The organism is Microbacterium wangyouchuni (assembly GCF_054072595.1).
This window is the reverse complement of sequence record NZ_JBSVRM010000009.1, coordinates 35014-57652: the sequence shown is the minus strand read 5'-3', so window position 1 is coordinate 57652 and position 22639 is coordinate 35014. Positions and strand designations below refer to the sequence as shown.

Sequence of the window (22639 nt, the reverse complement as noted above, 5' to 3'; positions counted from 1 at the left end):
GCTATCCTGGGAAGGTGCGACTGATCGTAGAGACCCGCGAGATCGACCCGGTCGAGGATCTGCTGGCTTATGGGCACCCCACCACTCCCCTCGCGTGGTTGCGCCGCGGCGACGGCATCGTCGCGGTCGGCGACGGCATGCCTGCGTTCATCCGCGTTCCGGCAGGGTCCGGGTCCATGCGCAGCGCGCTCATCGCGGAGGAATGGCGAGCGCTATCGGATGCCGCCGACATCGACGACTCCGTGAACCTGCCCGGCACCGGCCTGGTCGGGTTCGGTGCGCTGACGTTCGATGAGGGCTCGGTCGCCGACAGCGTGCTGATCGTGCCGTCGATCATTCTCGGCAAGCACCAGGGACGCGGCTGGATCACCCGCATCGCGCTGGCAGGGCAAGACCTCCCCCAGGACCAGCCGGATGCCACCCTCGAATCGTTGCCGTACGGTCCGCACTGGGCGGGCACACTCGGCCCCGGCGCGCAGACGCCGGAGGGATACCAGGCTTCGGTGCACGCCGCTCTCGGCCGCATCGGCGCCGGCGAGGTCAGCAAGGTCGTTCTCGCTCGTGACCTGGCCGGCACCATCCCGGCAGGATCCGACCTGCGCCGGCTCGTGCGAGCGCTTTCGACCGGATACCCCGACACCTGGACCTTCGCCGTCGACGGACTGATCGGCGCAAGCCCCGAGACCCTCGTCACCGTGGATGACGGCACCATCACCGCGCGCGTGCTGGCGGGCACCATCGGCCGAGGAGCCGACGCTGATGAGGACGTCGAAGCCTCCGCACACCTGGCCTCCAGCACCAAAGACCTCGACGAGCACCAGTACGCGGTGCAGAGCCTGCTGACGTCCCTGCGTCCGCACGTGCGGGCGATGGCCTCGAGCGAGCAGCCGTTCCTGCTGAAGCTGCCGAACCTGTTCCATCTCGCGACCGACGTCGAGGGTGAACTCTCCGACGGCAGCTCGGCGCTGGACCTCGTCGGGGCGCTGCACCCGACTGCCGCCGTCGCCGGCACCCCGACCGATGCCGCTGTCGCTGCCATCCGCGAGATCGAACCCTTCGACCGCGGCCGCTACGCCGGCCCCGTCGGCTGGATCGACAGCAACGGCAACGGCGAGTGGGCGATCGCACTGCGCTGCGCCCAGTTCGAGACAGATCCCGTGCGCGCAAGCGCGACGTCTTCCGACGCCATCGCCGTCACCGCGTACGCCGGCGCGGGTATCGTGGCGGCCAGCGATCCCGAGACCGAGTTGCTCGAGACACGGGTGAAGTTCCGCCCGCTGGTGGATGCTCTGGCCTAGACCGCCCAAATCCAGCCGCCGCCCCGCTGCCCCGCGCGCGCAACTCCTGAAAACTTCTGCTGATCCACCGGAAACCGAGCGATTCCGGCCACACCGGCCGTGTTCTTCAGGAGTTATGCGCGACGGCCGGCCGGCACCTCAGCTCGCAGCGAGCCGCTTCTTCTCGGCCTCGACGTCGAAATCGGCCGCAGGCCACTGCGGATCGATGTCTTCCATCGCCGTGAGCAACAGCTCCTGCACGGCCAGCCGCGCGTACCATTTGTGATTCGCGGGCACGACGTACCAGGGTGCGACGGCAGTCGACGTCCGATCGAACACCGCCTGATAAGCATCCATGTACTCCGGCCAGACCAGCCGCTCGTCGACGTCGCTCGGGTTGTACTTCCAGTATTTGTCGGGCCGGTCGAGCCGCTCCGTCAGCCGTTGCTTCTGCTCGTCGGGCGAGATGTGCAGCATGACCTTGATGATGCGGACACCGGATGCCGCAACCTGAGCCTCGAACGCATTGATCGCGTCATACCGCCGCTCGATCTCGTCCGCAGATGCGAGCGAGCGCACCTTGCCGATCAGCACATCCTCGTAGTGCGAGCGGTCGAAGACACCGATGAAACCGGGCTCGGGCAGCCGCTTCTCGATGCGCCAGAGAAAGTCATGCTCGAGCTCTTCCGCCGTCGGCGCCTTAAACGCGGCCAGCTCCACACCCTGCGGATCCACGCCGCCAACAACGTGCCGAACCACACCACCCTTGCCTGCGGTATCCATCGCTTGCAGCACGAGCAGCACAGCATCCGTGGCCACACCCGCGCGGCTCGCGGCAAAAAGCCGCTCCTGCAGCTCACCCAACGCCTCGATGCCGACAGCGAGGTCCTCGGCGCCAGATTTCTTGTCGCCTTCATACCCCGGGTGAGCGTCGGGGTCGACGTCCGCCAGCCGGAAGCCCTCCCCCACGCGCAGAATGTCGGATGCTTCGCCTGTCCAGCCGCGTTTCGCCATGCGCCCATCCTGCCGCATGCGACGCCGGCAGAACTTTAACGCGGCAGCGGAACTTCGATCAACTGCCGACCGGCAACCGGAGATGTCAGCGCCTGGTCAAGGGCCGTGCGGGTCGTGATCCGCTGGTACTCCCAGCCGTAGGCGAGCGCCAACTGCTCAAGCCGTGTCGTGTGCGGCGTATAGAAGGCACGGTCAAGATCCTCGCGCGGCGCGGAAGAGGAGACTTCGAGCGAGTCGAAGATCGTGCCGCCGCCGTCGTTTCCGACGATGACCTGCAGGCGCGGCTCCGGCTCATCCGGCGGCAGCAGCATCGCCCCGACATCGTGCAGCAGCGCCAGATCCCCCAGCAGAACGCGGGTGACGCCGGGCGATCCCTCGGCTTGACTCGCCAGAGCGATTCCCATTGCCGTCGCGATCGTGCCGTCGATTCCGGCCAAGCCGCGATTCGCGTGCACCGGGACCTTCTTGCCGGCCAGCACCGAATCGGCCACACGAACGATGCGCGACGACCCGAACATCAGCCGATCGTGCGGCCAGGTCGCCCGCCACACGGCATCCGCGAGCAGTTCGCGATCGAGCGGCCGGCGCACCGCGTCGAGCTCGGCGCGCACGGCATCGCGGCGGGTCGCGAAATCCTTCGAGTTGAGCGCGTCCTGGTCGGGTGCCGACTCGCTCAGATCGACGAGGGATGCTGCGGATGCCCGCATCCACTCCCCCATCCACGCCCGGTCAGACTCCCCCGGGGCGACACGAACGGATGCCGCAGCCACCGTCCGCCCGTTCAGATTCAGCGCCTCGCCACCGGATCGCACCGCGATCACCTCGACATCGTCACGACTGAGGAGCGCCGCAACTTCTCGGCTGAGCGTCGGATGCCCGAACACAACAGCGCGTTCGATCCGTCCGCCGAGCGCAGCTTCCCGCAGCAGTTCCCGGTAGCCGTGCACAACGTGACGGCCGAACCGCGAGCCGCTGACGATCTCTGCGATCAGCGGCCAGGTGCCCGCATGTGAAACCTCTTCTGCGGCCGCTCCCGCATCCGCGCCGGCGATCACGACGGTGCGCGGGCCCCGTTCCAGAACGAGCGGCTCACCGGCATCCGGTGTCGGTACCGTCCCGCTCGAAAGCGCGAATCCCGCCGGAAGCGCACCCGAAAGCGGCTCCCGCGAGGGCAGATTCAGGTGCACGGGTCCGGCGATGCCGGCGAGTGCGCCGGGCGCGGCATCCGCCCCCATCGCGGCGCGAACCGCCTGGACACCCAGGCCCGTCCACGAGCCATCACCGGGAACCGGAGCATCCTCGGCGAAGCGCACCCACGGCGCGAAAAGGCCGGGCTGAGTGGTCGCCTGATTCGCGCCGACGCCGCGCAATTCGGGCGGACGGTCGGCGGTGAGTAGCAGCAGCGGAACGCCGGAGTGGAAGGCCTCCATCGCCGCGGGCAGCAGGTTCGCCGCAGCCGTGCCGGAGGTGCAGATGACCACGGCCGGCACACGCGTCTCGCGGGCAAGGCCGAGAGCAGTGAAACCGGCAACGCGTTCGTCGATGCGCACATGCACGCGCAACGCGCCCTCACGCGCGAGGTGGGTGGCGGCGAGCGCGAGCGCCTGCGAACGAGACCCCGGTGAGATCACCACGTCACGGATGCCGTGCTCGACAAGTTCTGCGAGCAGAGATGCCGCAGCATCCATTGCCGGCGATGCCGTCATGGACGTGTGTCCGGGGCGGGCCCGTCTGTTTCGTCGTCGAGGCGCGCGAGCTCTTCTTCGAGGCGGCGGATGCGCTCGTCCTGCTCGTTCTTGCCGAGGGTGCGCAGGAAGTCCGGGTTGTCATCCGGGGCCATGCTGCGTGTCTGCTGCTGATCGCTGCGGTTTCGACGTCCGAGTGCGAACCAGAGGATCCCGCCGAGCACGGGAATCAGCACGACGATCACAATCCAGGTGCCCTTGGGCACTCCGCGGTGCCTGGTTGCCGGTTGAACCGCGCAGTCGACGATGCTGAACACCCAGAAGATGAGAGCCAGGAAGCCGCCTACGATCAGTACTCTTGCCACGAGCCCAGTCTAGGCGGGTTATCTATGCGCGGACTGCTCAGACCAGCTCCGCCACCAGCTCTTCGATGCGCGCCCGGATGTCATCGCGGATCGGACGCACGGAATCGATGCCCTGGCCTGCCGGGTCCTCGAGTTCCCAGTCCTCGTAGCGCTTGCCAGGGAAGATCGGGCACGCGTCGCCGCAGCCCATCGTGATGACGACGTCGGATGCCTGCACCGCTTCGGTGGTGAGCACCTTCGGGGATTCGGCGGTGATGTCGATCCCAAGTTCGGCCATCGCGTCGACGGCGATCGGGTTGATCTGATCCGCGGGCATGGAGCCGGCCGAACGCACCTCGATGCGGTCGCCGGCGATCTCGCGGAGGAAACCCGCGGCCATCTGAGATCGACCCGCGTTGTGCACGCAGACGAACAGGACGGAAGGCTTGGTGTCGGTCATGGGGTCTCCTCGAGTAGTTCGTTGACAAGGGTGCGAACGCGGGCGGCGATGTCATCGCGGATGGCTTCGACACCTTCGCGGGAGGCGAGGGCAGGGTCGCCGACGGCCCAGTCGTCGTAGCGGATGCCCGGGATGATCGGGCAGACGTCGCCGCAGCCCATGGTGATGACAACATCGGCGGCGCGCACGGCGTCATCGGTCAGCGGCTTCGGGAATCGCTCAACGGCGCCGTCGCCTTCGATCTCTGCGAGCAGCGAGCGCACGTGCGCGTGGATGCTGTCGGCGGGGCTCGAGCCTGCGGAGCGTGCCACGACCTTGCCGTCGGCGATCTGGTTCACGAGCGCGGCGGCGAGCTGGGAGCGGCCGGCATTGGCGACGCAGACGAACAGCACCTGCGGGACAGCGGAATCACGGTCGCGGGTGAGATCGCTCAACCGCTGGCGGGCGAACCTCTCCGTCAGCGGGATCAGCGCCGATGTCACACGGGCCGTGCGGGCCAGCGCGGTGTACGACTCGCGAACGATGGTCAGCACGACGGCCCGGTCGAGATCGGAGATCTCCGCAGCGAGCTCGTCCGCGAGATGGGTGACACGAGTATCAAGATCGGGATGCCGCGCATCCTCTGCCGAACCATCTGACCAGGACGCGGCGACCGTGGCCGGCGCGAACGAATCCAACAGGGTCGTGACGGCGCGGCGACGGTTCGGATTGATTGAGTACCAGACCCAGGTACCGCGGCGCTGTGACGTCAGCACATCGACGTCTTTGAGCACCCTGAGGTGATGCGACACCGTCGGCTGTGAGACGTCCGCGAGTTCGGCGAGGTCGCACACGCACGACTCGCCGCGGGGGTCGGAGGCGATCGCGGAGAGCATCCGCAGACGCAGCGGATCGGCGAGCGCTTTGAGGGTGGCGGCCACCGAGGAGGCAGCATCCTGGCCGATCGCGTGCGTGGCCACCGGGCTGCAGGTATCGTCCGTGGTCACAGTGACATTCACGAGGGCATCCTTTCAGCGCTCTGTGTCTCGGAGGTGTACGGATCGGTGTGGAACCAGCGCCGGGCCGCCCAGAGTGAGACATAGACGAGTCCGACCAGCACCGGTACCTCAATGAGCGGCCCCACAACACCGGCGAGCGCCTGGCCGGATGCCGCGCCGAAGGTACCGATGGCGACGGCGATCGCGAGCTCGAAGTTGTTTCCAGCTGCGGTAAAGGCCAGAGTCGTCGAGCGTGCGTAGCCGAGGCCGAGCGTCTTGCCGGTGAAGAGGCCGATGAACCACATCACCGCGAAGTACGCCAGCAGCGGCAGTGCGATCCGGGCCACATCGAGGGGCCGGGAGGTGACCTGCTCTCCCTGCAATGCGAACAGCAGCACGATCGTGAACAGCAGACCGTACAGCGCCCACGGGCCGATGCGCGGCAGGAACTGCTCCTCGTACCAGTCGCGCCCCTTACGGCGTTCCCCGATGAAGCGGGATGCGAACCCGGCCAGCAGCGGCACACCGAGGAAGATCAGCACGTTGAGCGCGATCGCGCCGACGGAGAAATCCACTCCCTGGGTGTCGAGTCCGAGCCATCCAGGGAGCACAGTGAGGTAGAACCAGCCGAGCAGCGAGAACGCCACGACCTGGAAGATCGAGTTGATCGCGATGAGGACGGCTGCGGCTTCCCGGTCGCCGCAGGCGAGATCGTTCCAGATCACGACCATCGCGATGCACCGAGCAAGACCGACGATGATGAGCCCCGTGCGGTACTCGGGCAGATCCGGCAGGAACGCCCAGGCGAGGGCGAACATGAGCGCGGGGCCGATGAGCCAGTTCAGCACCAGCGACGAGATGAGCAGCTTCTTGTCGCCGGCGATGGCGGCGACTTTGTCGTAGCGGACCTTCGCGAGCACTGGATACATCATCACCAGAAGCCCGAGCGCGATCGGGACGGAGATGCCACCGATCTCGAGCTGGGCGAGCAGGGGCGAGACGCCGGGGACGAAGCGCCCGAGCAGGAGTCCCCCCACCATGGCGAGCCCGATCCACAATGGCAGCCACCGGTCAAGGGTTGACAGGCGACGCGTCGCCGGAGGCGCCGGGAGGGTTGCGTCACTCATGCGCTGCACACGGACTGTATCGACATGCGTCTATATTGACATCCATCGATATTGCCCGCAACTCGAACGGACGAGAGTTCACCGACTCGTAACCCGCGAGCCAGCGTTATACGAACTCGCCGTCGTTCGCGTTCGCACGCTGTCGATAGCGACGGTTGCGGATGCCGAGCACGATCGATGCAAGCAGGGCGGCGGCGACCGATGCGGTCAGGATCGCCACCTTCGCGTGGTCGTGGTGTTCGCTGCCGCTGGAGAAGCTGAGCTCAGCGACCAGGAGCGACACGGTGAACCCGATACCGGCGAGCAGCCCCACACCTGTGAGGTCGATCCAACGCAGCGACGGATCGAGCGTGACCCGACGGATGCGAGTCACCAGCCATGTCGCCAGAGTGATGCCGATGGGCTTGCCGAGGAGAAGTCCGAGCATGATCCCGATCACCACCGGGTCTTCGAAGGCAGAGATGAATCCGTCGACACCGCCGATGGCGACGCCCGCCGAGAAGAAGGCGAACACCGGCACGGCCACCCCGGCCGAGATCGGCCGGAATCGGTGCTCGAAGACCTCCGCGAGGCCCGGGCCAGCGTCCGCAGCACGGGCCGTCTTCTTGTGCAGAACGGGGATGGTGAACCCGAGGAGCACCCCGGCGATGGTCGCGTGGATGCCGGATGCGTGCAGCAACGCCCAGGCCGCGACTCCGATCGGCAGCAGCACCAGCCAGGCGGCCCCCGCGCGCAGATGGAAGAACCGGCGACCCAACTGGGCGATCACGCCGTAGACGGCGATGGCGACGAGGGAGAACACCAGCGGGATCAGATCGATCGTCTCGGTGTAGAAGATCGCAATGATGCCGATGGCGATCAGATCATCGACGACCGCCAAGGTGAGCAGAAAGATCCGCAACGCGCTGGGCAGGTGTGAGCCGATGATAGCCAGCACCGCAACCGCGAACGCGATGTCCGTGGCGGTCGGAATCGCCCACCCCTGCACCATGCCTGGCGCGCCCGCGACGACGATGGCGTAGATGACCGCGGGAACCGCAACGCCTCCGATCGCGGCGACGATCGGCACGATCGCTGTGCTGGGCTTTCGCAGATCACCGGCGACAAATTCCCGCTTCAATTCCAGTCCGACGAGGAAAAAGAAGATCGCCAGCAGCCCGTCGGCTGCCCAGGCACCGAGCGAGAGCCGAAGATGCCACGGCTCGTAGCCGACCTCGAAGTCGCGCAGCGCGAAGTAGGAATCCGCCCATGGTGAGTTGGCCCAGATGATGGCGATGGCGGCGAGCGTGACCAGCAGGATGCCGCCGACGGTCTCTTTGCGAAGAATCTCCCCCACGCGCAGCGATTCCGCGCGCGAGGATGAGGGAAAGAGACTACGGACGCGAGCGATGCGGGAGGGCTTGGGCGACATGAGCGCCTTTCTGGTCGACGACAGAATTCGTCGACCAGGCTTCCCGACACTCCAGCATCCAGCTTATCCGAGGATGCCGTGGGGCGCCCCTCCCGCGTCAGCGCAACTGAGCGAACTTCTCGACGCTCGTCGTCGGACCGACCACGAGCACGGAGTCCCCTTCGTGAAGAACGGTATCGGCCTGCGCGTTCCGCCAGTCGCCCAGAACCGGACGGTACGCGGCGATGGTGACGCCGTGAGCACTGCGCACTGCACCGTCCGCCAACGTGATCCCATGCAGGTACCGCGGAGCAACAGACTTGACGATCGCGTAGCCCTTGTCGATCTCCAGATAGTCAGCCGCTGCGCCGCGCACCAGATGCGCGACGCGGCGCCCCATGTCCTTGTCGGGGTAGATGACCCGGTGCACTCCCAGCTGCTCCAGCACCGCGCCGTGTTGCTCGTCAACAGCCTTGGCCCAGATCACCGGAACATTAAGCTTCAGCAGCAACGAGGCAGTGAGGATGGAAGCCGTGATGTCGCTCCCGATGGCAACGACGACCCGATCGAACTCACCGACTGCCAATTGCTCCAGGACCTCGAGCCTGGTCGAATCGGCGCGGACGACCTGGGTGAGCTCACCGTTCAACGACTGCACACGGGCCTCATCATCGTCGATGCCGAGCACTTCGGTTCCGGAGGCCATCAGTTCCAGAGCGAGCGCCGTTCCGAATCGGCCCAGCCCGATGACGGCGACGGAGTCGGCCTCGGCGATCCGCTTCGCATCCTGGCCGAAAGAGAGGAACTTTCCCATCATGTGTCCTTTCACTGGTTGTCGTGCCCGCATGCCATCAGCCGATGGCTGGGCGTTCCTTGGGCAACTCGTAAGCCGTCGGTCGCTCTCGCAGGGCGAGGGCGGAGCCGAGGGTGAGCGGTCCGAGACGTCCGAGGAACATGAGCAAGACGAGAATGATCTGCGCTGCCGGCGGAAGACTCGCGGTGATCCCCGTCGACAGCCCGACGGTTCCGAAGGCCGAAACCACCTCGAAGAGCACACGGTCGAGGTCGAAATCGGTCATCGCGAGGATGGCGATGACCGCGGCCATGACGGCGCCGAGGGCGATGATCACGACGGTGATCGCCTGGCGGTGCACGGCGCGCGAAAGGCGCTTGCCGAAGATGTTCACGGCGGCGCCACCGCGCAGCTCCGTCCACATGATGAAGAACAACACCGCGAAAGTGGTGACCTTGATACCGCCGGCTGTACCTGCAGGTCCGCCACCGATGAACATCAGCACGTCGGTGCCCAACCAGGTTTCGTCATTCATGAGCGAAACATCGACCGAGTTGAAACCGGCCGTGCGCGATTGGACCGAGTGCACGAACCCGGCGAGGATGCGTGTCCCGATCGGGAGCTCACCGAACGTGCCGGGGTTGTCCCACTCCATGAACAGCACGAATACGGTTCCTGCAACCAGCAGCACGGCGGTCATCGCGAGCACGATTCGGGTGTTCATCGACCAGTGCAGCGGCCGCTGGAACTCCCGTCGCAATTGACGCAGCACCGGGAACCCCAGTCCGCCCAGAATGATCGCACCGCAAATCGGCAGGCAGATCCAGGGGTCCGAGACGAAGCCCATCAGGCTGTCGGTGTACAGCGCGAAGCCAGCGTTGTTGAAGGCCGACACCGCGTGAAACAGCGCATGCCACGCTGCCCGGCCGACGTCGTAGCCGTACGCCGTGGCGAACCGCGCAAACAGCAGGAGCGCGACCACCGCCTCGATCACCAGCGTCGTGATCACGATGCCGGTCGCGACTCGCTTCATGTCCCCGACGCCGGGAGTCTTCGTCTCGGTGCTGGCGAGCACACGGGACTTCACGCTGAGCTTGCGTGCGAGAACGAGTCCCACCAGAGCGGCGAACAGCATGATGCCCAGGCCGCCGAGTTGGATGAGCGCCAGGATCACGACCTTGCCGAAAGGACTCCAGTACACCGCCGTGTCGACGACGACCAAGCCGGTAACGCACACCGCCGATGTCGCAGTGAACAACGCGTCGACGAAGCCCGTCCACCGGCCATCGGCGGACGAGAACGGCAGCATCAACAGTACGGTCCCGGCAAGGATCGCTGCAGTGAATCCGGACACGATGACCTGCGCAGGTGCCAGGCCCCGCCGCTTGGCGAAACCCCCACGTTTGGCTGTGCGGTAAGACGACACGAAGAAGAACACTACTCCTCAGCGTGGGCTTCTCGCACCCCTGTGCGTGTGCCGTGTCAGCGCCTCGCGCGGAGCTACTTCTCAGCTCACCGCGACCGGGCGGGCTCCGATCTGCAGCACCGCTGGCGCGGCGCAGCAGCTTCCAGCGTCGTCGTCGAAGTCACCGGAACCGCCACACACCCCCGTGTCAGGCAGGACGAGTTCGTTGCGTGCCGCGGCCTCATGGTCACCGGCGAGGCGTGCGGTGACGCTGCGCACCTGCTCGTAGCCGGTCAACGCGAGGAAGGTCGGTGCACGTCCGTAGGATTTCGCTCCGACGATGAAGAAGTCCTGCTCCGGCTGAGTGAGCTGAGCGGCACCCGTCGCCGAGACAGAACCGCAGGAGTGGATGTTCGGATCGATCTCCGCGGCGATACCGGCGACGGCCTCCAGTGCGGGGTCAAGGTCAATGCGCAGCTCCCGCAGCATCTCGGTATCGGGTCGGAACCCGGTCACGGCGAATACGTGGTCGACGCCGTCGATCTGGCTGCCATTCTCGGCAAAGACGGTGAGCCGATCGCCGACCTCACGGAACTCCGCGATGCGGAACCCGGTCATTAGAGTCACCAGTCCCCGATCGATCGCCGCGCGAGCGCGCGCGCCGAGTGCCGCCCGCTCCGGAAGCTCATCGCCCGCTCCGCCGCCGAAAACATTCGCGGCGCTCCCCCGACGCAACACCCAGGTCACACGAGTTCCGGGTGAACGGCGCGCCAATTCACTCAGTCGCAGCACGGCGTGGGTCGCGGAATGCCCGGCACCGACGACCACGATGTGCCCGCCGGCGAACCCGGCGACGTCGTCAGGGATTCGATAGGAGATCGATTCCGAAGCGGCGATTTCGCCGAGAGCGGGCAGACCGTCCGCTCCCGCCGGATTCGGTCGCCCCCAGGTGCCGCTGGCATCAATGACCGCACGAGCGTGCAGGCGGGACTCGTTGCCGTCCTGATCGCGCGTGTGCACAACGAACGGCTGGCTCTCCCGCCCACCGTCGACGCTCTTGTCGCGCCCCTGACGCGAGATGCCTGTCACCGTGGTGGCGTACTGCACCCGCTCACCCAGCGCTGCGGCGAGCGGTGCAAGGTACCCGCTCACCCACTCCGCTCCGGTCGGGTAGCCCGACGTCGGCGCGTTCCACTCTGTCGACGCGAGAAGACGACGCGAGGCCGCATCGGTCAGCTCCGGCCACGCCGAGAAGAGCCGCACGTGCCCCCAGTCCGATACCGCGGCGGCGGCACCATCACCGCGCTCGAGGACGACCACCTCGATACCTCGCTCAGCAAGGTGCGCCGCGGCGGCAAGACCCTGCGGCCCCGCTCCGACGACGATGACGGGAAGCTCGGTCATCACAGGTCTCCTCAAATCGACGTTCTTCGATATGAAAACTCTCACGCACCTATCGAAGAATGTCAATACGTGCCAGACTGTGGCTGTGAGCCTGCCGACGACCACCGATGCAACAGCCTGCTGCGTGCCACCCATCACGTCCTCACTCACCGCTGAGGACACCGAACGCATCGCGCGGGTTTTCAAAGCCCTCGGCGACCCCACCCGCGTCAAACTGCTGTCGCTCATCGCTGCCGGCACCGACGGGGAGGCATGCATCTGCGACCTCACCGAACCGGTCGGTCTCTCTCAGGGCACGGTCTCGCATCACATGAAGCTGCTCACCGATGCCGGGCTGGTCTCACGGGAGCAGCGAGGCAAGTGGGCGTACTTCGCACTCAACGACGGCGCGCTCGACGCGGCCGCCGACGCCCTCCGTTCGGTATGACCGCGACGTCCGCCCCGCCTCGCCAGGGCGGACGATTGGCCGCGCTCTCGACGGGGCAGGTCATCAGTTGGGGCATCCTGTTCTACGCCCTCATCGTCGCTTCCCCGGCGATAGCGGACGAGACAGGCTGGCCGATCGCTCTCATCACCCTGTCGTTCTCGTGCGGCCTCATCGCCTCTGCCGGCGCCGGAGTGCTCGTCGGACACTGGCTCGATGCGCGCGGGCCCCGGCTCATCATGACCGTCGGCAGCGTCCTGGGTCCGGTCGGCCTCGTCATCGTTGCACTCGCTCCCGACCTGTCGGTATTCACGCTCGGATGGGTCATCGCCGGCATCGCGCAATCCGCCGTGCTCTATCAGGCGGCTTTCACGGTCATCGCCCGTCGGTACGGGGCGCGCCGCCGTGGCGCGATGACCATACTGACGCTGGCCGGCGGGCTCGCTTCGACGGTGTTCGCACCGGTCGTGGCGGGGCTGCTGACGGTCACCGACTGGCGCACGACTTTTCTCCTCCTCGCTGGCATTCTGCTGGTCACCACCGCGCCCCTGCACTGGTTCAGCCTCGAACGCGTTTGGACACCCGCGCCTCACGACCCCGATCTACCGGCGCACACGGTCAGCACGGTCGTGCGCACACGTCGATTCTGGATGCTGCTGCTGTCGATGCTCGCGCTGGCGGCAGCCCTGTTCAGCGTCACGCTGTCCGTCATCCCGCTGTTCACGGAGAAGGGGATGAGTTACGAGCTCGCCGCGTGGGCGCTCGGACTTCTCGGGGCAGGACAGGTCATCGGACGACTGCTCTACGTGGCGATCCCGCGCACCGCGGCGCCGTGGATCCCGCTGGCGGCCACAGCCGCGCTCAGCATCGTGTTCCTCGCCCTTCTCGCACTCGTCCCCGGGCCACCGTGGCTGCTGATCTGCATCGGCATCGCCGCGGGAGCTGTGCGAGGCGCACAGACCCTTGTGCAGGGGTCGGCCGTCGCAGATCGCTGGGGCATCCACAGCTACGGCGCCATCAACGGCGTCTTCGCTGCTCCAATAACTCTCGTCGGCGCGATCGGGCCTGCCCTCGGACCACTGCTGGCCACCGCGACCGGCTCCTATTCGGTCATGGCGCTGATCGCCGTCGTGCTGGCCGCGCTCTCACTCGCCCTGTCCCGATTCTCCTGACACCGGCCGATTCCTACTCCTGGCCGTTGTAATGAAATATATTCACGCGCATCGGGAATATCCGAGCCGCGGCAGCCGTTGATCACCGTCGACGCCGCAGTCCGCGAGGACGCGGCGTTTTCCTCGCATCCCAATTTCTCAGGAGTCATTCGTGCCCAATCTCATGGTCATCGTCGCCAGCACCCGCCAAGCCCGCATCGGCCACACCGTCGCTAACTGGGCGATCGACACGGCGAAGGAGCGCGCAGACCTGACCGTCGACGTCGCTGATCTGCAGGAGATCGCTCTGCCGTTCTTCGACGAGGCGCACGCGCCGATGATGGGCAAGTACGAACTGCCGCACACGCTGGCGTGGGCCGAGCGCGTCGCCGCCGCAGACGCCTTCCTCTTCGTCAGCCCCGAGTACAACGGCTCGTACCCCGGTGTGCTGAAGAACGCCGTGGACTACCTGCTCGCTGAGTGGCAGGGCAAGCGCGCCGGCGTTCTCGCCTACGGCGCGTACCCGGAGAGCCGGATGATCGGCCAGCTCGACTTCGTACTGCGCAACCTCGGCCTGGAGCGCACCTCCGCCGATCTGCAGGTGCAGAACCCGTGGACGCTGCTCGACGCCGACGGCAAGCTCACGGCCCCCGCCGAACTCACCGACTCGCTGCAGTCGATCCTCGACGAGCTGTCGCTGGTTCCCGCCGAGGCCGTCTCCGCATAAGGCGAAGAGAAAGCCCCGCCAGCCCTGATATTTCAGGGACTGGCGGGGCTTTTCACGTAGACGCGACGGCGGGATTCGAACCCGCTACACCCCCAGGTATGAGCTGGAGCCCGGGACCACCCGGACCGTCGCGGTGTCTTCGACGTTACCTGTCGGGGATGCTTCTGGCCAGGGTTCGGTCACGATATTGCCGAGTGCGTCTGCCGGTGACGGCAGATTTCACGCGGTGCCCACCTGCCGTTCACCCAGCGGGACGCACTTAGACTGGAAGCATGAAGTTGCCGCCGATCCTCGTCTACTCCGTGCTGCGACTGCTCGCGTTCCTCGTACCGCTGGCGATCATGTGGTTCTTCTTCCCGATCATGCGCGAGCTGTGGTGGCTGACGGCGATCTTCGCCGCGCTGATCGGCATGAGCATCTCGATCCTGTTCCTGCGCGCGCCGCTCTCCGGTGCATCCTCGGTGATGTACGAGCGCCGCGAAGCGCGCGAAGCAACCGGCAAGCGCAACGCCGCCGCACAGGATGCTGACGCCGAGGATGCCGCGATCGACGATGCGGGCAACGACTCAGCAGACAGCACGCCGAACCCGAACTAGGTCCTCAGCCGACGAACGCCCAGTACAGCGCGCCGGCGTAGATGATCGCCGTGAGCGAGGTCAGTCCGAGAGCGACGACCAGCTCGCGCGCCTGCCGGTGCATCCATACGATGACGATCGCCGGGATGCCAGCCAGCAGCGCCATCAGCGTGAGCCACGCGATTGGATACAGCAGCGCGATGAAACTCGACAGCAGGAACGGCACCACCAGGAACACGGTGTAAACGACCTGCGTCGCGCGACGCCCGATCAGCACGGTCAGCGTGCGCTTGCCCACCGCGCGATCCTGATCGATGTCGCGCAGGTTGTTGGCCAGCAGCACGCCGCAGGCGAAGAGTCCGACGGCCACGGCTCCCAGCCATGCCTCCTGCGGCAGCTGGAACGCCTGCACCCAGGTTGTCCCGAGCGTTGCGACCAGTCCGAAGAAGACGAAGACGAAGACTTCGCCGAGGCCGAAGTAGCCGTAGGGTCGCTTTCCGCCGGTGTAGAACCACGCTGCGACAATGCAGGCGGCGCCGACTGCCAGCATCCACCACTGGCCGGTGCGGATGACGATCAAAAGGCCCACGAGAGCGGCGAGCGCGAAGAAGACCAGACCGATATTCAGCACCGTTCGCGGGTTGACGCGGCCCGAGGCAGTGAGGCGCGCAGGCCCCACCCGGTGCGCGTCAGTACCGCGGATGCCGTCGCTGTAATCGTTCGTGAAATTCACGCCGATCTGCAGCAGCACCGCGACCACGAGGCAGGCGAGGGCAATGACCCAGTGTAGATTCTGGTCGACGAGTTGCGCGGCACCCGTGCCGATGATGACCGGCGCGATCGCGAGCGGCAGTGTGCGCAGGCGCGCAGCGCCGATCCAGTCGCGCGCCGTGATCGGCGGCGCCTCCACGATCGGGCGCTTGGCCGGGTTTCCGCTGGTGCGCACCGGCTTCCGCTTCGGGGCCGACGACTTGCGTTTTGAGGATGCTGCCACGGAAGGCAAGCCTACTGGCAGCATCCATGAGCCGCTGAGTCACGGGGTCGGGTTGCTGGCCTTGCCGTCGAGCCAGAGCGTTTCGGTGGCATCCGCATGCGTGCCGCCGGAGCCGACGTGCTTCGTGCTGATCTGCGGACCCTTGGTGATCACGTGCACCATGGCCATGCCGTGGCCGCGCCCGAGGTCGTAGTCGGTCTTCAGCCATTCGAGGATGGGCCCGGCCTTGGTGGTCTCATCGAAGCCCTTCTCGCGGGCGAGGTCGACGAGCTGACGAGGTGTGAGTCCGGTCTTGGTCTCGACGGCGTCGAGGTACGCCTGGAATGACATGGGTGCTCCTTCGGGTGCGGCGGTCAATCGGTGGATATGCACCCACTCTCGACACTTCGCGGCGCGACTCCTAGAGTTTCGATGTGGATCGAAACTTCGTGGACTTCCATCTCAGCCCCGGCGACATCCAGGCCGTGCGCTTCGGCATCTCGCCGGGCCATGAGCTCGCGCATGCGGTGCGCATCCTGCTGCGCCCCGCGCAGCATCCACTGCAATGGGGATGGCTGCGGGATGCTCGCGACCGATTCCCCCGCGAGCCTTTCGCCCTGCTGGCCACCGCGATCGGCATCGACGGCTATCTGCCGGACTTCCTGACCACCGCACCGCGCTGGGATCTGACGCCCACGGCTGAGGCGGCGGCGCTGAGAGATACTCCCCTTGCCCCGATGCGCGTCGACCTCGACAAGATGATCGCGCGATCCTCGGGCGAGCGACAGCAGCGCCTGCGCGAAATGCGCGCGAACCCCGAAGCCGCTCGCACACAAATCGCCGATGCGTGGATGATCATGTGGGATGCCGCGCTCGCGCCGGTGTGGCCGCAGCTGGAGCGCATCCTGCGCGCCGACATCGCCGTGCGCTCGCGCACGATCAGCACCGACGGGCTCGCGAGCATGGCCGCGGGGCTGCACCCGAAGATCAGCTGGGGCGATGGCTCGGTACGGGTCGAGTTGCGCAAGCACCGCGAGCAGGTCGACTGCCGCGGCAGCGGACTCGTACTCGTCCCCTCGGTCATGTCGTCGTGGGGATGCCTGGTGCTCACCGAACCTCCCGCGCAGCCGACGCTGTTCTATCCGGCTCGCGGCGTCACCGCGGAGTGGGCCCGCGATGCCGCATCCACTGCCGCGGCATTACGAGCGTTGCTTGGCCCCGCACGCGCCGAGATCCTCCTCGCGGCCGACATAGCGCGCACGACCTCTCAGGTCGCCGTCGACACCGCGATCGCCGCCTCGACGGCATCGCATCATCTTGCCGTCCTGCGCGCTTCCGGGCTCATCGCCAGCGAACGCTCCGGCAATCGGATGCTGCACTCGCGCACACCGCTCGGCGAGGCGATGATCGGCCAGACGCTGTGACTACGCGACTCGCTCGACGTCGACCTCGGCGCGCAGGCGGCGGCCATAGCCGACGGCGGCCACGGCGGCCACCGCAACAAGAACGAGCGGAATGATCAGCGCGGCGCGCAGACCAAACTCGTCACCGACGAAGCCGAGCGCGGGCGGGCCGACGAGGAACGCGACATAGCCGAGGGTTGCAACCAGCGATACCCGGGCGGCGGAGTCCGAGCCGGAGTCTCCAGCAGCGGAGATCGCCACCGGGAACCCGAGCGATGCGCCCAGACCCCACAGCAGAACTGCCGCCGTCGCTGCCACCTGGCCGTCGACGAAGATGATGACCGCCAGCCCGATCGTGGCGAACACGCCACTCGCGCAGAGCACCGTGGCCCGCCCGAACCGGTTGATGAACCAGCCACCGATGAACCGTCCGGTCGTCATCGCCGCAGCGAAAACTGCGTAGATCGCCGACCCCGATGCCGCGTCGAACCCATGACCGTCAACCATCACCAGCGGCAGCCAGTCGTTCGCCGTCCCCTCGGCGAGCGCCATCGCCAGGATGATCACGCCGATCAGCAGTAGCGTCGGGTCACGCCAGAGATGGGCGTTCGATCGCCGCGGAGTGCCGGATGCTGCGCGCTCGACGCGCCCGGTTCCGGACGGGATCCGCGGCACCGAGAAGATCACCGCGGCAAGCGCGGCCACGCCGACGAAGGTGAGGTGCAGCGAGACGGGGAAAGCGGATGCTGTGGCGAAGATGCCCAGCACCGCGCCAATGACGGTGCCGAGGCTGAAGTATCCGTGCAACTGCGGCAGGAAGGATCGGCCCGTCACTCGTTCGACGTCGGCACCTTCGACGTTGAGGGCAACTTCTCCGCCGCCCATGCCCGCGCCGAACAGGAACAGTCCTGCGGCAGCCACGAAAGGCTCACCCAGACCGGCTCCAACTCCGATCGTCGGCATGCTGATGACAACGCCGATGGCTCCGGCGGCGATCACCGGCCGTGCCCCGAAGCGCGCAACGAGAGGTCCGGATACGAGGATGCCCAGCATCGAGCCGACCGAGAGACCGAACAGCACGAGACCCATCTCGAGTGTCGATGCGCCAAGCAGGTCGCGGATGTCCGGGGTGCGCGTGACCCACGAGGCAATTCCGATGCCGGGAACGAGAAAGAGTGCGGCAAGCGCGAGCTGGCGCAGACGGATGCTGTTAATCATGGTCCTCTCAGAGCATGTACGAGCGTACATGCTCTAAGAGGCCGCTACTCCTCGACGCTGATCGGCCGGTTCTCGTAGTACGTCTGCAGCACCACGGTCGTGCGCGTGCTCACGTTGGCGATCGATCGGATGTCGTTGACCAGCTGCTCCAACGCCCGCGGTGAGGCCACCCGCACGAACAGCATGTAGCTCGCGTTCCCGGCAATCGAATGGCACGCCTCGATCTCGGCGCGCTGCTCGAGAAGTTCCGGCGCATTGTCGGGTTGAGCAGGATCGAGCGGAGTGATCTCGATGAACGCCGACAGCGGTTTGCCGAGAGCTTCCGCGTCGAGGATCGGTCGGTACCCGGCGATGACGCCGCGCGATTCGAGTCGGCGCAGCCGCGACTGCACCGCCGAGCTCGACAGGCCGACAGCATCCGACAGCTGCGCGAGCGTCGCCCGGGCGTCACGAGAGATCTCGGCAATGATCTGACGGTCGACAGCATCTTCCATAGATGGAAGAATATCGGCATAAGTATCAATTCGCCGGATTATTTCCGTCACGTCTCCGGATCGGAGGACTTCATGTCCACCACTCCCCCGCAAACCGACGCCCGGTCCCTGCGCCTGTCGAAGGGCGAGGGCCTCGAGGATGCCTCGCAGGCCGAGTCGAGCGCCGCATGGCGGATGCTGAAGGATGCCGCCATCGCCATTCGTCGACTGCAGGTCAAGGACGGGTCGATCCCGGATGCTGCAGCAGGAGCCGAGGCTGAAGAGCACGTCGCCGCGATCGTGGCGAGCATCCGCGCCCTCACTCCCGCGTTCCCGCACGATGCCGAATACCTCGCAGCATCCATCCGCGACTTCGAACGGTGGGCGGCGGAGGGTTTCGGCATCCCGGACTTCCTGGATTCGCTGGTCGCCTTCCAACCGCAGCAACACCGCGTCGACGGCATCCGGCACCTGGTCGTGTTCCCGATGTACACGCAGAACGGCTCGCCCGATCGGCTCGTGGAAGCGCTCATCGTGGAGACGATCTGGCCAGAGTTCATCGCTGAACTCGAAGCCGGCGACTACGGCAACAAGCTGTTCGTCTCGCTGCGACTGATCGACTTCACCCCCGGCTACGACACGAACTCGGCCGTACTTTTTCCGGAGACCGTCGCGATGCGGGAGATCCCGACGTTCACGTGGGGCGCGATCTTCCAGGACCGCGAAGCTGCCCGCTACCGGCGAGTGGTGCGCGCAGCATCCGAGATCACCAAGCTCGACCTGCCCGAGGCCGCGGCGCGGATGCTGGATGACCAGGACCTCACCGAAACGACGTTCGTGATGTGGGACATCATCCACGACCGTACGCATATGCGCGGTGACCTGCCGTTTGACCCATTCATGATCAAACAGCGGATGCCGTACTTCCTGTACTCGCTCGAAGAGCTGCGCTGCGACCTCACCGCGTTCCGCGAGAGCGTGGCGATCGAGAACGCCCTCACCCTTCGACAGGCTCAGGGGTCGGATGTGCTCTCGGCGAGCGAGCAACAGATGCTCGAGCACGCTTCCCTCGTGCAGTACGCGGTGATCTTCGACCGGATCTTCCGCTTCGCGATCACCGGATCCCGGGTGCGCAACTACGACGGGCTCGGCGGGCAGCTGCTGTTCGCCTGGCTGCACCAGCGCGGCGTGCTGCACTGGACCGACACCCAGCTGACGTTCGACTGGGATGCGGTGCCGGATGCGGTGATCGCGCTCAGCGACGCGGTGAATGAGCTGTACTGGCGCTCTATCGATCGACCGAAGAAGGCGCACTGGCTGGCGGCGTACGAACTTGTTCGTTCCGTGCTGACGCCGAACCCGGCATCCGTCTGGGCTCGTGGGCTGCCGGACGAGGTGCTCGCCGGGACCCCGAAGGGATACACCGATGAGGTGCTCGATGATGAGTTCCCGCTGTCGATGTTCTTCGAGGCACTGGAGAAGAAGATGCGGCCTGTGATCGAGTCGACCGCGGGGATCCGGGCTGGCGATGAGTGAGGGCGGCGCGCACGCCTCTCGCAGAAGTGCAGCTTCTTCGCAGATTTCGGGCAGATTCGTGCGAGATAAGTGCAGTTCTGCGAAGTTCACGATCGGGAGTGAGCGATGAGCGTCGCAGATCGTGTGGTCGTTGTTGCGGGTGCGACAAGCGCGGCGGGGCTCACGGTTGCGCGTGCTCTGGTCGACGCTGGAGCAAGGGTGATCGCGACCGGACGCTCGGCCGAACGACTCCAACCGCTCAGTGACGCTGGCGCCCAGGTCGCCGTGGCTGATGCCACTTCGTTCGAGGACATGTCCGCTCTGGCCGCGAAGCTCGGCCCGGTCGACGGTGTACTCTCGCTCGTCGGCGGCTGGCGCGGCGGCGGCGGTCTCGCCGGTCAGTCCGATGAGGACTTCGTTGCGCTCCTGCCTGCACTTCAGGCCGTGCGCGCGACGTCGCGTGCCTTCGCATCCCTGCTGCAGGCCTCGAATGCCGGACGCTTCGCGATCGTGTCATCCACGGCCGTCGCGCGCCCGCTCGCCGGCGGGGCGAACTACGCAGCGGTGAAGGCCGCCAGCGAGGCGTGGACCCATGCGATGGCTCAGGGATTTGCGAAGGCCGCGCGGGATGCCGGCGAGCCACTGCGCACGGCATCCGTCGTGTTCCGCGCCAAAGCCCTCGACCCCGAGGCGCTCGCACCGGCGATTGTCGGACTCTGGGACGGCGATGCCCCCGCACTCAATGACCGGATGATCGAGCTGGGCTGAACGTCCCGACGTTCGACCCATCGACCGCGCCCGGCCGCGCACACGTTGCGGATCTCGCAGCCCCAGCTCGTCCGCGGGGCTCATTCAAGCGGACCAGGAGTGGTCGGCGGAATGCCCCGCACGGGAGGTCCGGCATCGGCGACCCCGCTCTCGCGGTCACTCCCGACACCCTCCGCAGCATCATCGATGACCGGCGGCGCCTCCGCATACAGTTCGGTGAGCTTGCGATACGAACGGGTCAGGAACGCGAGCCCCGCCGCGGCCACCATGATCAGCCCCGCGAACAGGCAGATCAACGCGATCCCCCGCGCTTCGCCCTCACCCAGCAGCCAGCCCCACTGCCGCTGCCCGGCCGAAGAATCCATATATGGGATGATCGCGAACTCCGCGATCGGAGCAATGAGGAATGCCGTCACCGGAGCGGCAGCCGCTTCCATCGCCGCGGCAACACCGAACACCCGGCCCTGCCGCGTGAACGGCACGACCTTCTGAATCACGGTCTGCTCAGCCGCTTCCACCGGCGGAATGAGCGCCATATACACCCAGATCCCCAAGGCGTACAAGGGCCACCACTCCCTGATCATGAACACGGCACCGAGCAGCCCCATCACCATCACGACGAGAAGCATCGTGCGCATCGGCTTCTTACCGAGCCCGAACTTCGCCACCAGCGCACCACCGACGATGAACCCGGTCGAGGTGACCCCGAGCACGAGCCCCCACATCTGAACGGAGAACAGCGTCAACCCGTACGGGTCCATCAGCGCCATGTACACCCCGCCGATGAGGTTGTTGAAGGTGGAGAAAATGATGAGCGCGAACAGCCCCGGCGCGAGGCGGATGGCAGTCACACTGCCCCGGAAGTCCAGCGCACTCGAGGCGTTCGGATCGGGCTGCGGCGCCTCTTCCGGAATCCGCACGAACAGCAGGTGCACGAATGTCACGACCATGGCGCCGATCGCGATCACCAGCGTCCACCCCATCCCGAGGAAGCCGATCGACAGCCCGGAGAACACACTGGTCACCATGAACGCGATCCCCTGCACGGTGCCCACAAGGCCGTTCGCATTGGCGCGCTTGTCTTCTTCGACCAGCAGTGTGACCGTCGTCGACAGAGCGATGTTGCGCAGCTGCTCGATCACCCCACCGAACAGGATGATCACCGAGAACAGCCAGAACCACGGCCCGCCGAGATTCAGCAGTTGAGATTCGGGCTGCCAGAGATACAGCAGGCCCGCGATCAGAAATGCCGACGCCGAAAGCAGACTGGAGAGCACCATCACGGTGTGCTTTCGGTTGCGGTCGACGATCGTGCCGAACACCATCGCGAAGAACGCCACGAACAGCATGTAGGCGCCGCCGATGATCCCGGTCGCCAGCACCGACTGCGTCTCGATGTAGACCCAAAAGGTCAGCGCGAACCACAGGAAGCTCGTCGTCACGTTGGCGATGAGTGTGTTCACGAGGACGTTGGCGAAGGCCGTTCGCGCTGCGGTGCGCTGCATGGAAAAATCGTAAACGCTACCGCGGACATTG

23 protein-coding genes and 1 tRNA gene are annotated in these 22639 nt (G+C 66.3%); 8 read left to right on the top strand and 16 right to left on the bottom strand.

The annotated features are described in order from the left end of the window. The first annotated feature begins 23 nt into the window (after window positions 1–23). The gene (locus ACW5CM_RS14900) at window positions 24–1298 is read left to right on the top strand and encodes an isochorismate synthase (protein ID WP_457125517.1); all 1275 of its coding nucleotides are present in this window, start codon (window positions 24–26) and stop codon (window positions 1296–1298) included. Between the two features lie 138 nt (window positions 1299–1436). Here ACW5CM_RS14900 and ACW5CM_RS14895 read toward each other — a convergent pair whose 3' ends face one another. The 10 genes from ACW5CM_RS14895 to ACW5CM_RS14850 all read right to left on the bottom strand — a co-directional run bounded on the left by ACW5CM_RS14895 (window position 1437) and on the right by ACW5CM_RS14850 (window position 11876). Further along, on the bottom strand, window positions 1437–2291 hold the full coding sequence (locus ACW5CM_RS14895) for a PPK2 family polyphosphate kinase (protein ID WP_457125474.1): 855 nt from the start codon (window positions 2289–2291) through the stop codon (window positions 1437–1439). Between the two features lie 35 nt (window positions 2292–2326). Beyond that, window positions 2327–3997, bottom strand: a complete 1671-nt coding sequence (menD, locus tag ACW5CM_RS14890; RefSeq protein WP_457125473.1) for a 2-succinyl-5-enolpyruvyl-6-hydroxy-3-cyclohexene-1-carboxylic-acid synthase — start codon at window positions 3995–3997, stop codon at window positions 2327–2329. Beyond that, window positions 3994–4341 carry a PLD nuclease N-terminal domain-containing protein gene (locus ACW5CM_RS14885; RefSeq protein ID WP_438255718.1) on the bottom strand — a complete coding sequence of 116 codons (348 nt, stop codon included), beginning with the start codon at window positions 4339–4341 and terminating at the stop codon, window positions 3994–3996. The genes menD and ACW5CM_RS14885 overlap by 4 nt, the downstream gene beginning before the upstream one ends. A 37-nt stretch (window positions 4342–4378) precedes the next feature. Beyond that, on the bottom strand, window positions 4379–4780 hold the full coding sequence (locus ACW5CM_RS14880; protein ID WP_457125472.1) for an arsenate reductase ArsC: 402 nt from the start codon (window positions 4778–4780) through the stop codon (window positions 4379–4381). After that, window positions 4777–5778 carry a metalloregulator ArsR/SmtB family transcription factor gene (locus ACW5CM_RS14875; RefSeq protein ID WP_457125471.1) on the bottom strand — a complete coding sequence of 334 codons (1002 nt, stop codon included), beginning with the start codon at window positions 5776–5778 and terminating at the stop codon, window positions 4777–4779. The genes ACW5CM_RS14880 and ACW5CM_RS14875 overlap by 4 nt, the downstream gene beginning before the upstream one ends. After that, window positions 5775–6884: an ACR3 family arsenite efflux transporter gene (gene arsB, locus ACW5CM_RS14870; protein WP_438255721.1), complete on the bottom strand. Its 1110-nt coding sequence runs from the start codon at window positions 6882–6884 to the stop codon at window positions 5775–5777. The genes ACW5CM_RS14875 and arsB overlap by 4 nt, the downstream gene beginning before the upstream one ends. Before the next feature lie 106 nt (window positions 6885–6990). Beyond that, window positions 6991–8295, bottom strand: coding sequence for a Na+/H+ antiporter NhaA (nhaA, locus tag ACW5CM_RS14865; RefSeq protein WP_457125470.1), 1305 nt, complete (start codon window positions 8293–8295; stop codon window positions 6991–6993). Between the two features lie 97 nt (window positions 8296–8392). After that, on the bottom strand, window positions 8393–9088 hold the full coding sequence (locus tag ACW5CM_RS14860) for a potassium channel family protein (protein ID WP_438255723.1): 696 nt from the start codon (window positions 9086–9088) through the stop codon (window positions 8393–8395). A gap of 37 nt (window positions 9089–9125) precedes the next feature. Beyond that, window positions 9126–10493: a TrkH family potassium uptake protein gene (locus tag ACW5CM_RS14855; RefSeq protein WP_457125469.1), complete on the bottom strand. Its 1368-nt coding sequence runs from the start codon at window positions 10491–10493 to the stop codon at window positions 9126–9128. Window positions 10494–10574: 81 nt separating this feature from the next. Then, window positions 10575–11876 (bottom strand): FAD-dependent oxidoreductase, encoded by a 1302-nt coding sequence (locus ACW5CM_RS14850; protein ID WP_457125468.1) that lies wholly within the window; start codon window positions 11874–11876, stop codon window positions 10575–10577. A gap of 85 nt (window positions 11877–11961) precedes the next feature. Between ACW5CM_RS14850 and ACW5CM_RS14845 the strand changes: the two genes are divergently transcribed. The 3 genes from ACW5CM_RS14845 (at window position 11962) to ACW5CM_RS14835 (ending at window position 14178) form a co-directional block, all read left to right on the top strand. After that, window positions 11962–12303, top strand: a complete 342-nt coding sequence (locus ACW5CM_RS14845; RefSeq protein WP_439256305.1) for an ArsR/SmtB family transcription factor — start codon at window positions 11962–11964, stop codon at window positions 12301–12303. Further along, window positions 12300–13472, top strand: a complete 1173-nt coding sequence (locus tag ACW5CM_RS14840) for an MFS transporter (RefSeq protein ID WP_439256304.1) — start codon at window positions 12300–12302, stop codon at window positions 13470–13472. Before ACW5CM_RS14845 ends, ACW5CM_RS14840 begins: the two co-directional genes overlap by 4 nt. Before the next feature lie 151 nt (window positions 13473–13623). Continuing rightward, window positions 13624–14178, top strand: a complete 555-nt coding sequence (locus ACW5CM_RS14835; RefSeq protein ID WP_439256303.1) for an NADPH-dependent FMN reductase — start codon at window positions 13624–13626, stop codon at window positions 14176–14178. A gap of 60 nt (window positions 14179–14238) precedes the next feature. Here the strand turns inward: ACW5CM_RS14835 and ACW5CM_RS14830 are convergent. Next, a tRNA-Met gene (locus ACW5CM_RS14830) sits at window positions 14239–14311 on the bottom strand. 139 nt (window positions 14312–14450) lie between these two features. Between ACW5CM_RS14830 and ACW5CM_RS14825 the strand changes: the two genes are divergently transcribed. Next, entirely contained in the window at window positions 14451–14774 is a 324-nt protein-coding gene (locus ACW5CM_RS14825; RefSeq protein WP_457125467.1) for a DUF4229 domain-containing protein, read from the top strand. Window positions 14775–14778: 4 nt separating this feature from the next. Here ACW5CM_RS14825 and ACW5CM_RS14820 read toward each other — a convergent pair whose 3' ends face one another. Together ACW5CM_RS14820 and ACW5CM_RS14815 are read right to left on the bottom strand one after the other, a co-directional pair. Next, entirely contained in the window at window positions 14779–15747 is a 969-nt protein-coding gene (locus ACW5CM_RS14820) for a 1,4-dihydroxy-2-naphthoate polyprenyltransferase (protein ID WP_438255730.1), read from the bottom strand. Between the two features lie 39 nt (window positions 15748–15786). Continuing rightward, window positions 15787–16077, bottom strand: coding sequence for a DUF4287 domain-containing protein (locus ACW5CM_RS14815; RefSeq protein ID WP_457125466.1), 291 nt, complete (start codon window positions 16075–16077; stop codon window positions 15787–15789). A gap of 83 nt (window positions 16078–16160) precedes the next feature. Here ACW5CM_RS14815 and ACW5CM_RS14810 point away from each other — a divergent pair, with 83 nt between their 5' ends. Next, on the top strand, window positions 16161–17150 hold the full coding sequence (locus ACW5CM_RS14810; RefSeq protein WP_439256299.1) for an ArsR/SmtB family transcription factor: 990 nt from the start codon (window positions 16161–16163) through the stop codon (window positions 17148–17150). Here the strand turns inward: ACW5CM_RS14810 and ACW5CM_RS14805 are convergent, their stop codons facing one another. Further along, window positions 17151–18347, bottom strand: a complete 1197-nt coding sequence (locus ACW5CM_RS14805; protein WP_438255732.1) for an MFS transporter — start codon at window positions 18345–18347, stop codon at window positions 17151–17153. A gap of 44 nt (window positions 18348–18391) precedes the next feature. Next, window positions 18392–18841, bottom strand: a complete 450-nt coding sequence (locus tag ACW5CM_RS14800; protein WP_438255733.1) for an Lrp/AsnC family transcriptional regulator — start codon at window positions 18839–18841, stop codon at window positions 18392–18394. Window positions 18842–18913: 72 nt separating this feature from the next. Between ACW5CM_RS14800 and ACW5CM_RS14795 the strand changes: the two genes are divergently transcribed. Beyond that, complete coding sequence (locus ACW5CM_RS14795; RefSeq protein WP_439256298.1) at window positions 18914–20356, top strand: DUF6421 family protein; 1443 nt, start codon at window positions 18914–18916, stop codon at window positions 20354–20356. 105 nt (window positions 20357–20461) lie between these two features. Further along, a complete protein-coding gene (locus ACW5CM_RS14790) occupies window positions 20462–21103 on the top strand; it encodes an SDR family oxidoreductase (RefSeq protein ID WP_457125465.1) in 642 nt (213 codons plus the stop codon). A gap of 80 nt (window positions 21104–21183) precedes the next feature. Here the strand turns inward: ACW5CM_RS14790 and ACW5CM_RS14785 are convergent, their stop codons facing one another. After that, complete coding sequence (locus ACW5CM_RS14785) at window positions 21184–22608, bottom strand: MFS transporter (protein ID WP_457125464.1); 1425 nt, start codon at window positions 22606–22608, stop codon at window positions 21184–21186. Window positions 22609–22639 lie beyond the last annotated feature (31 nt).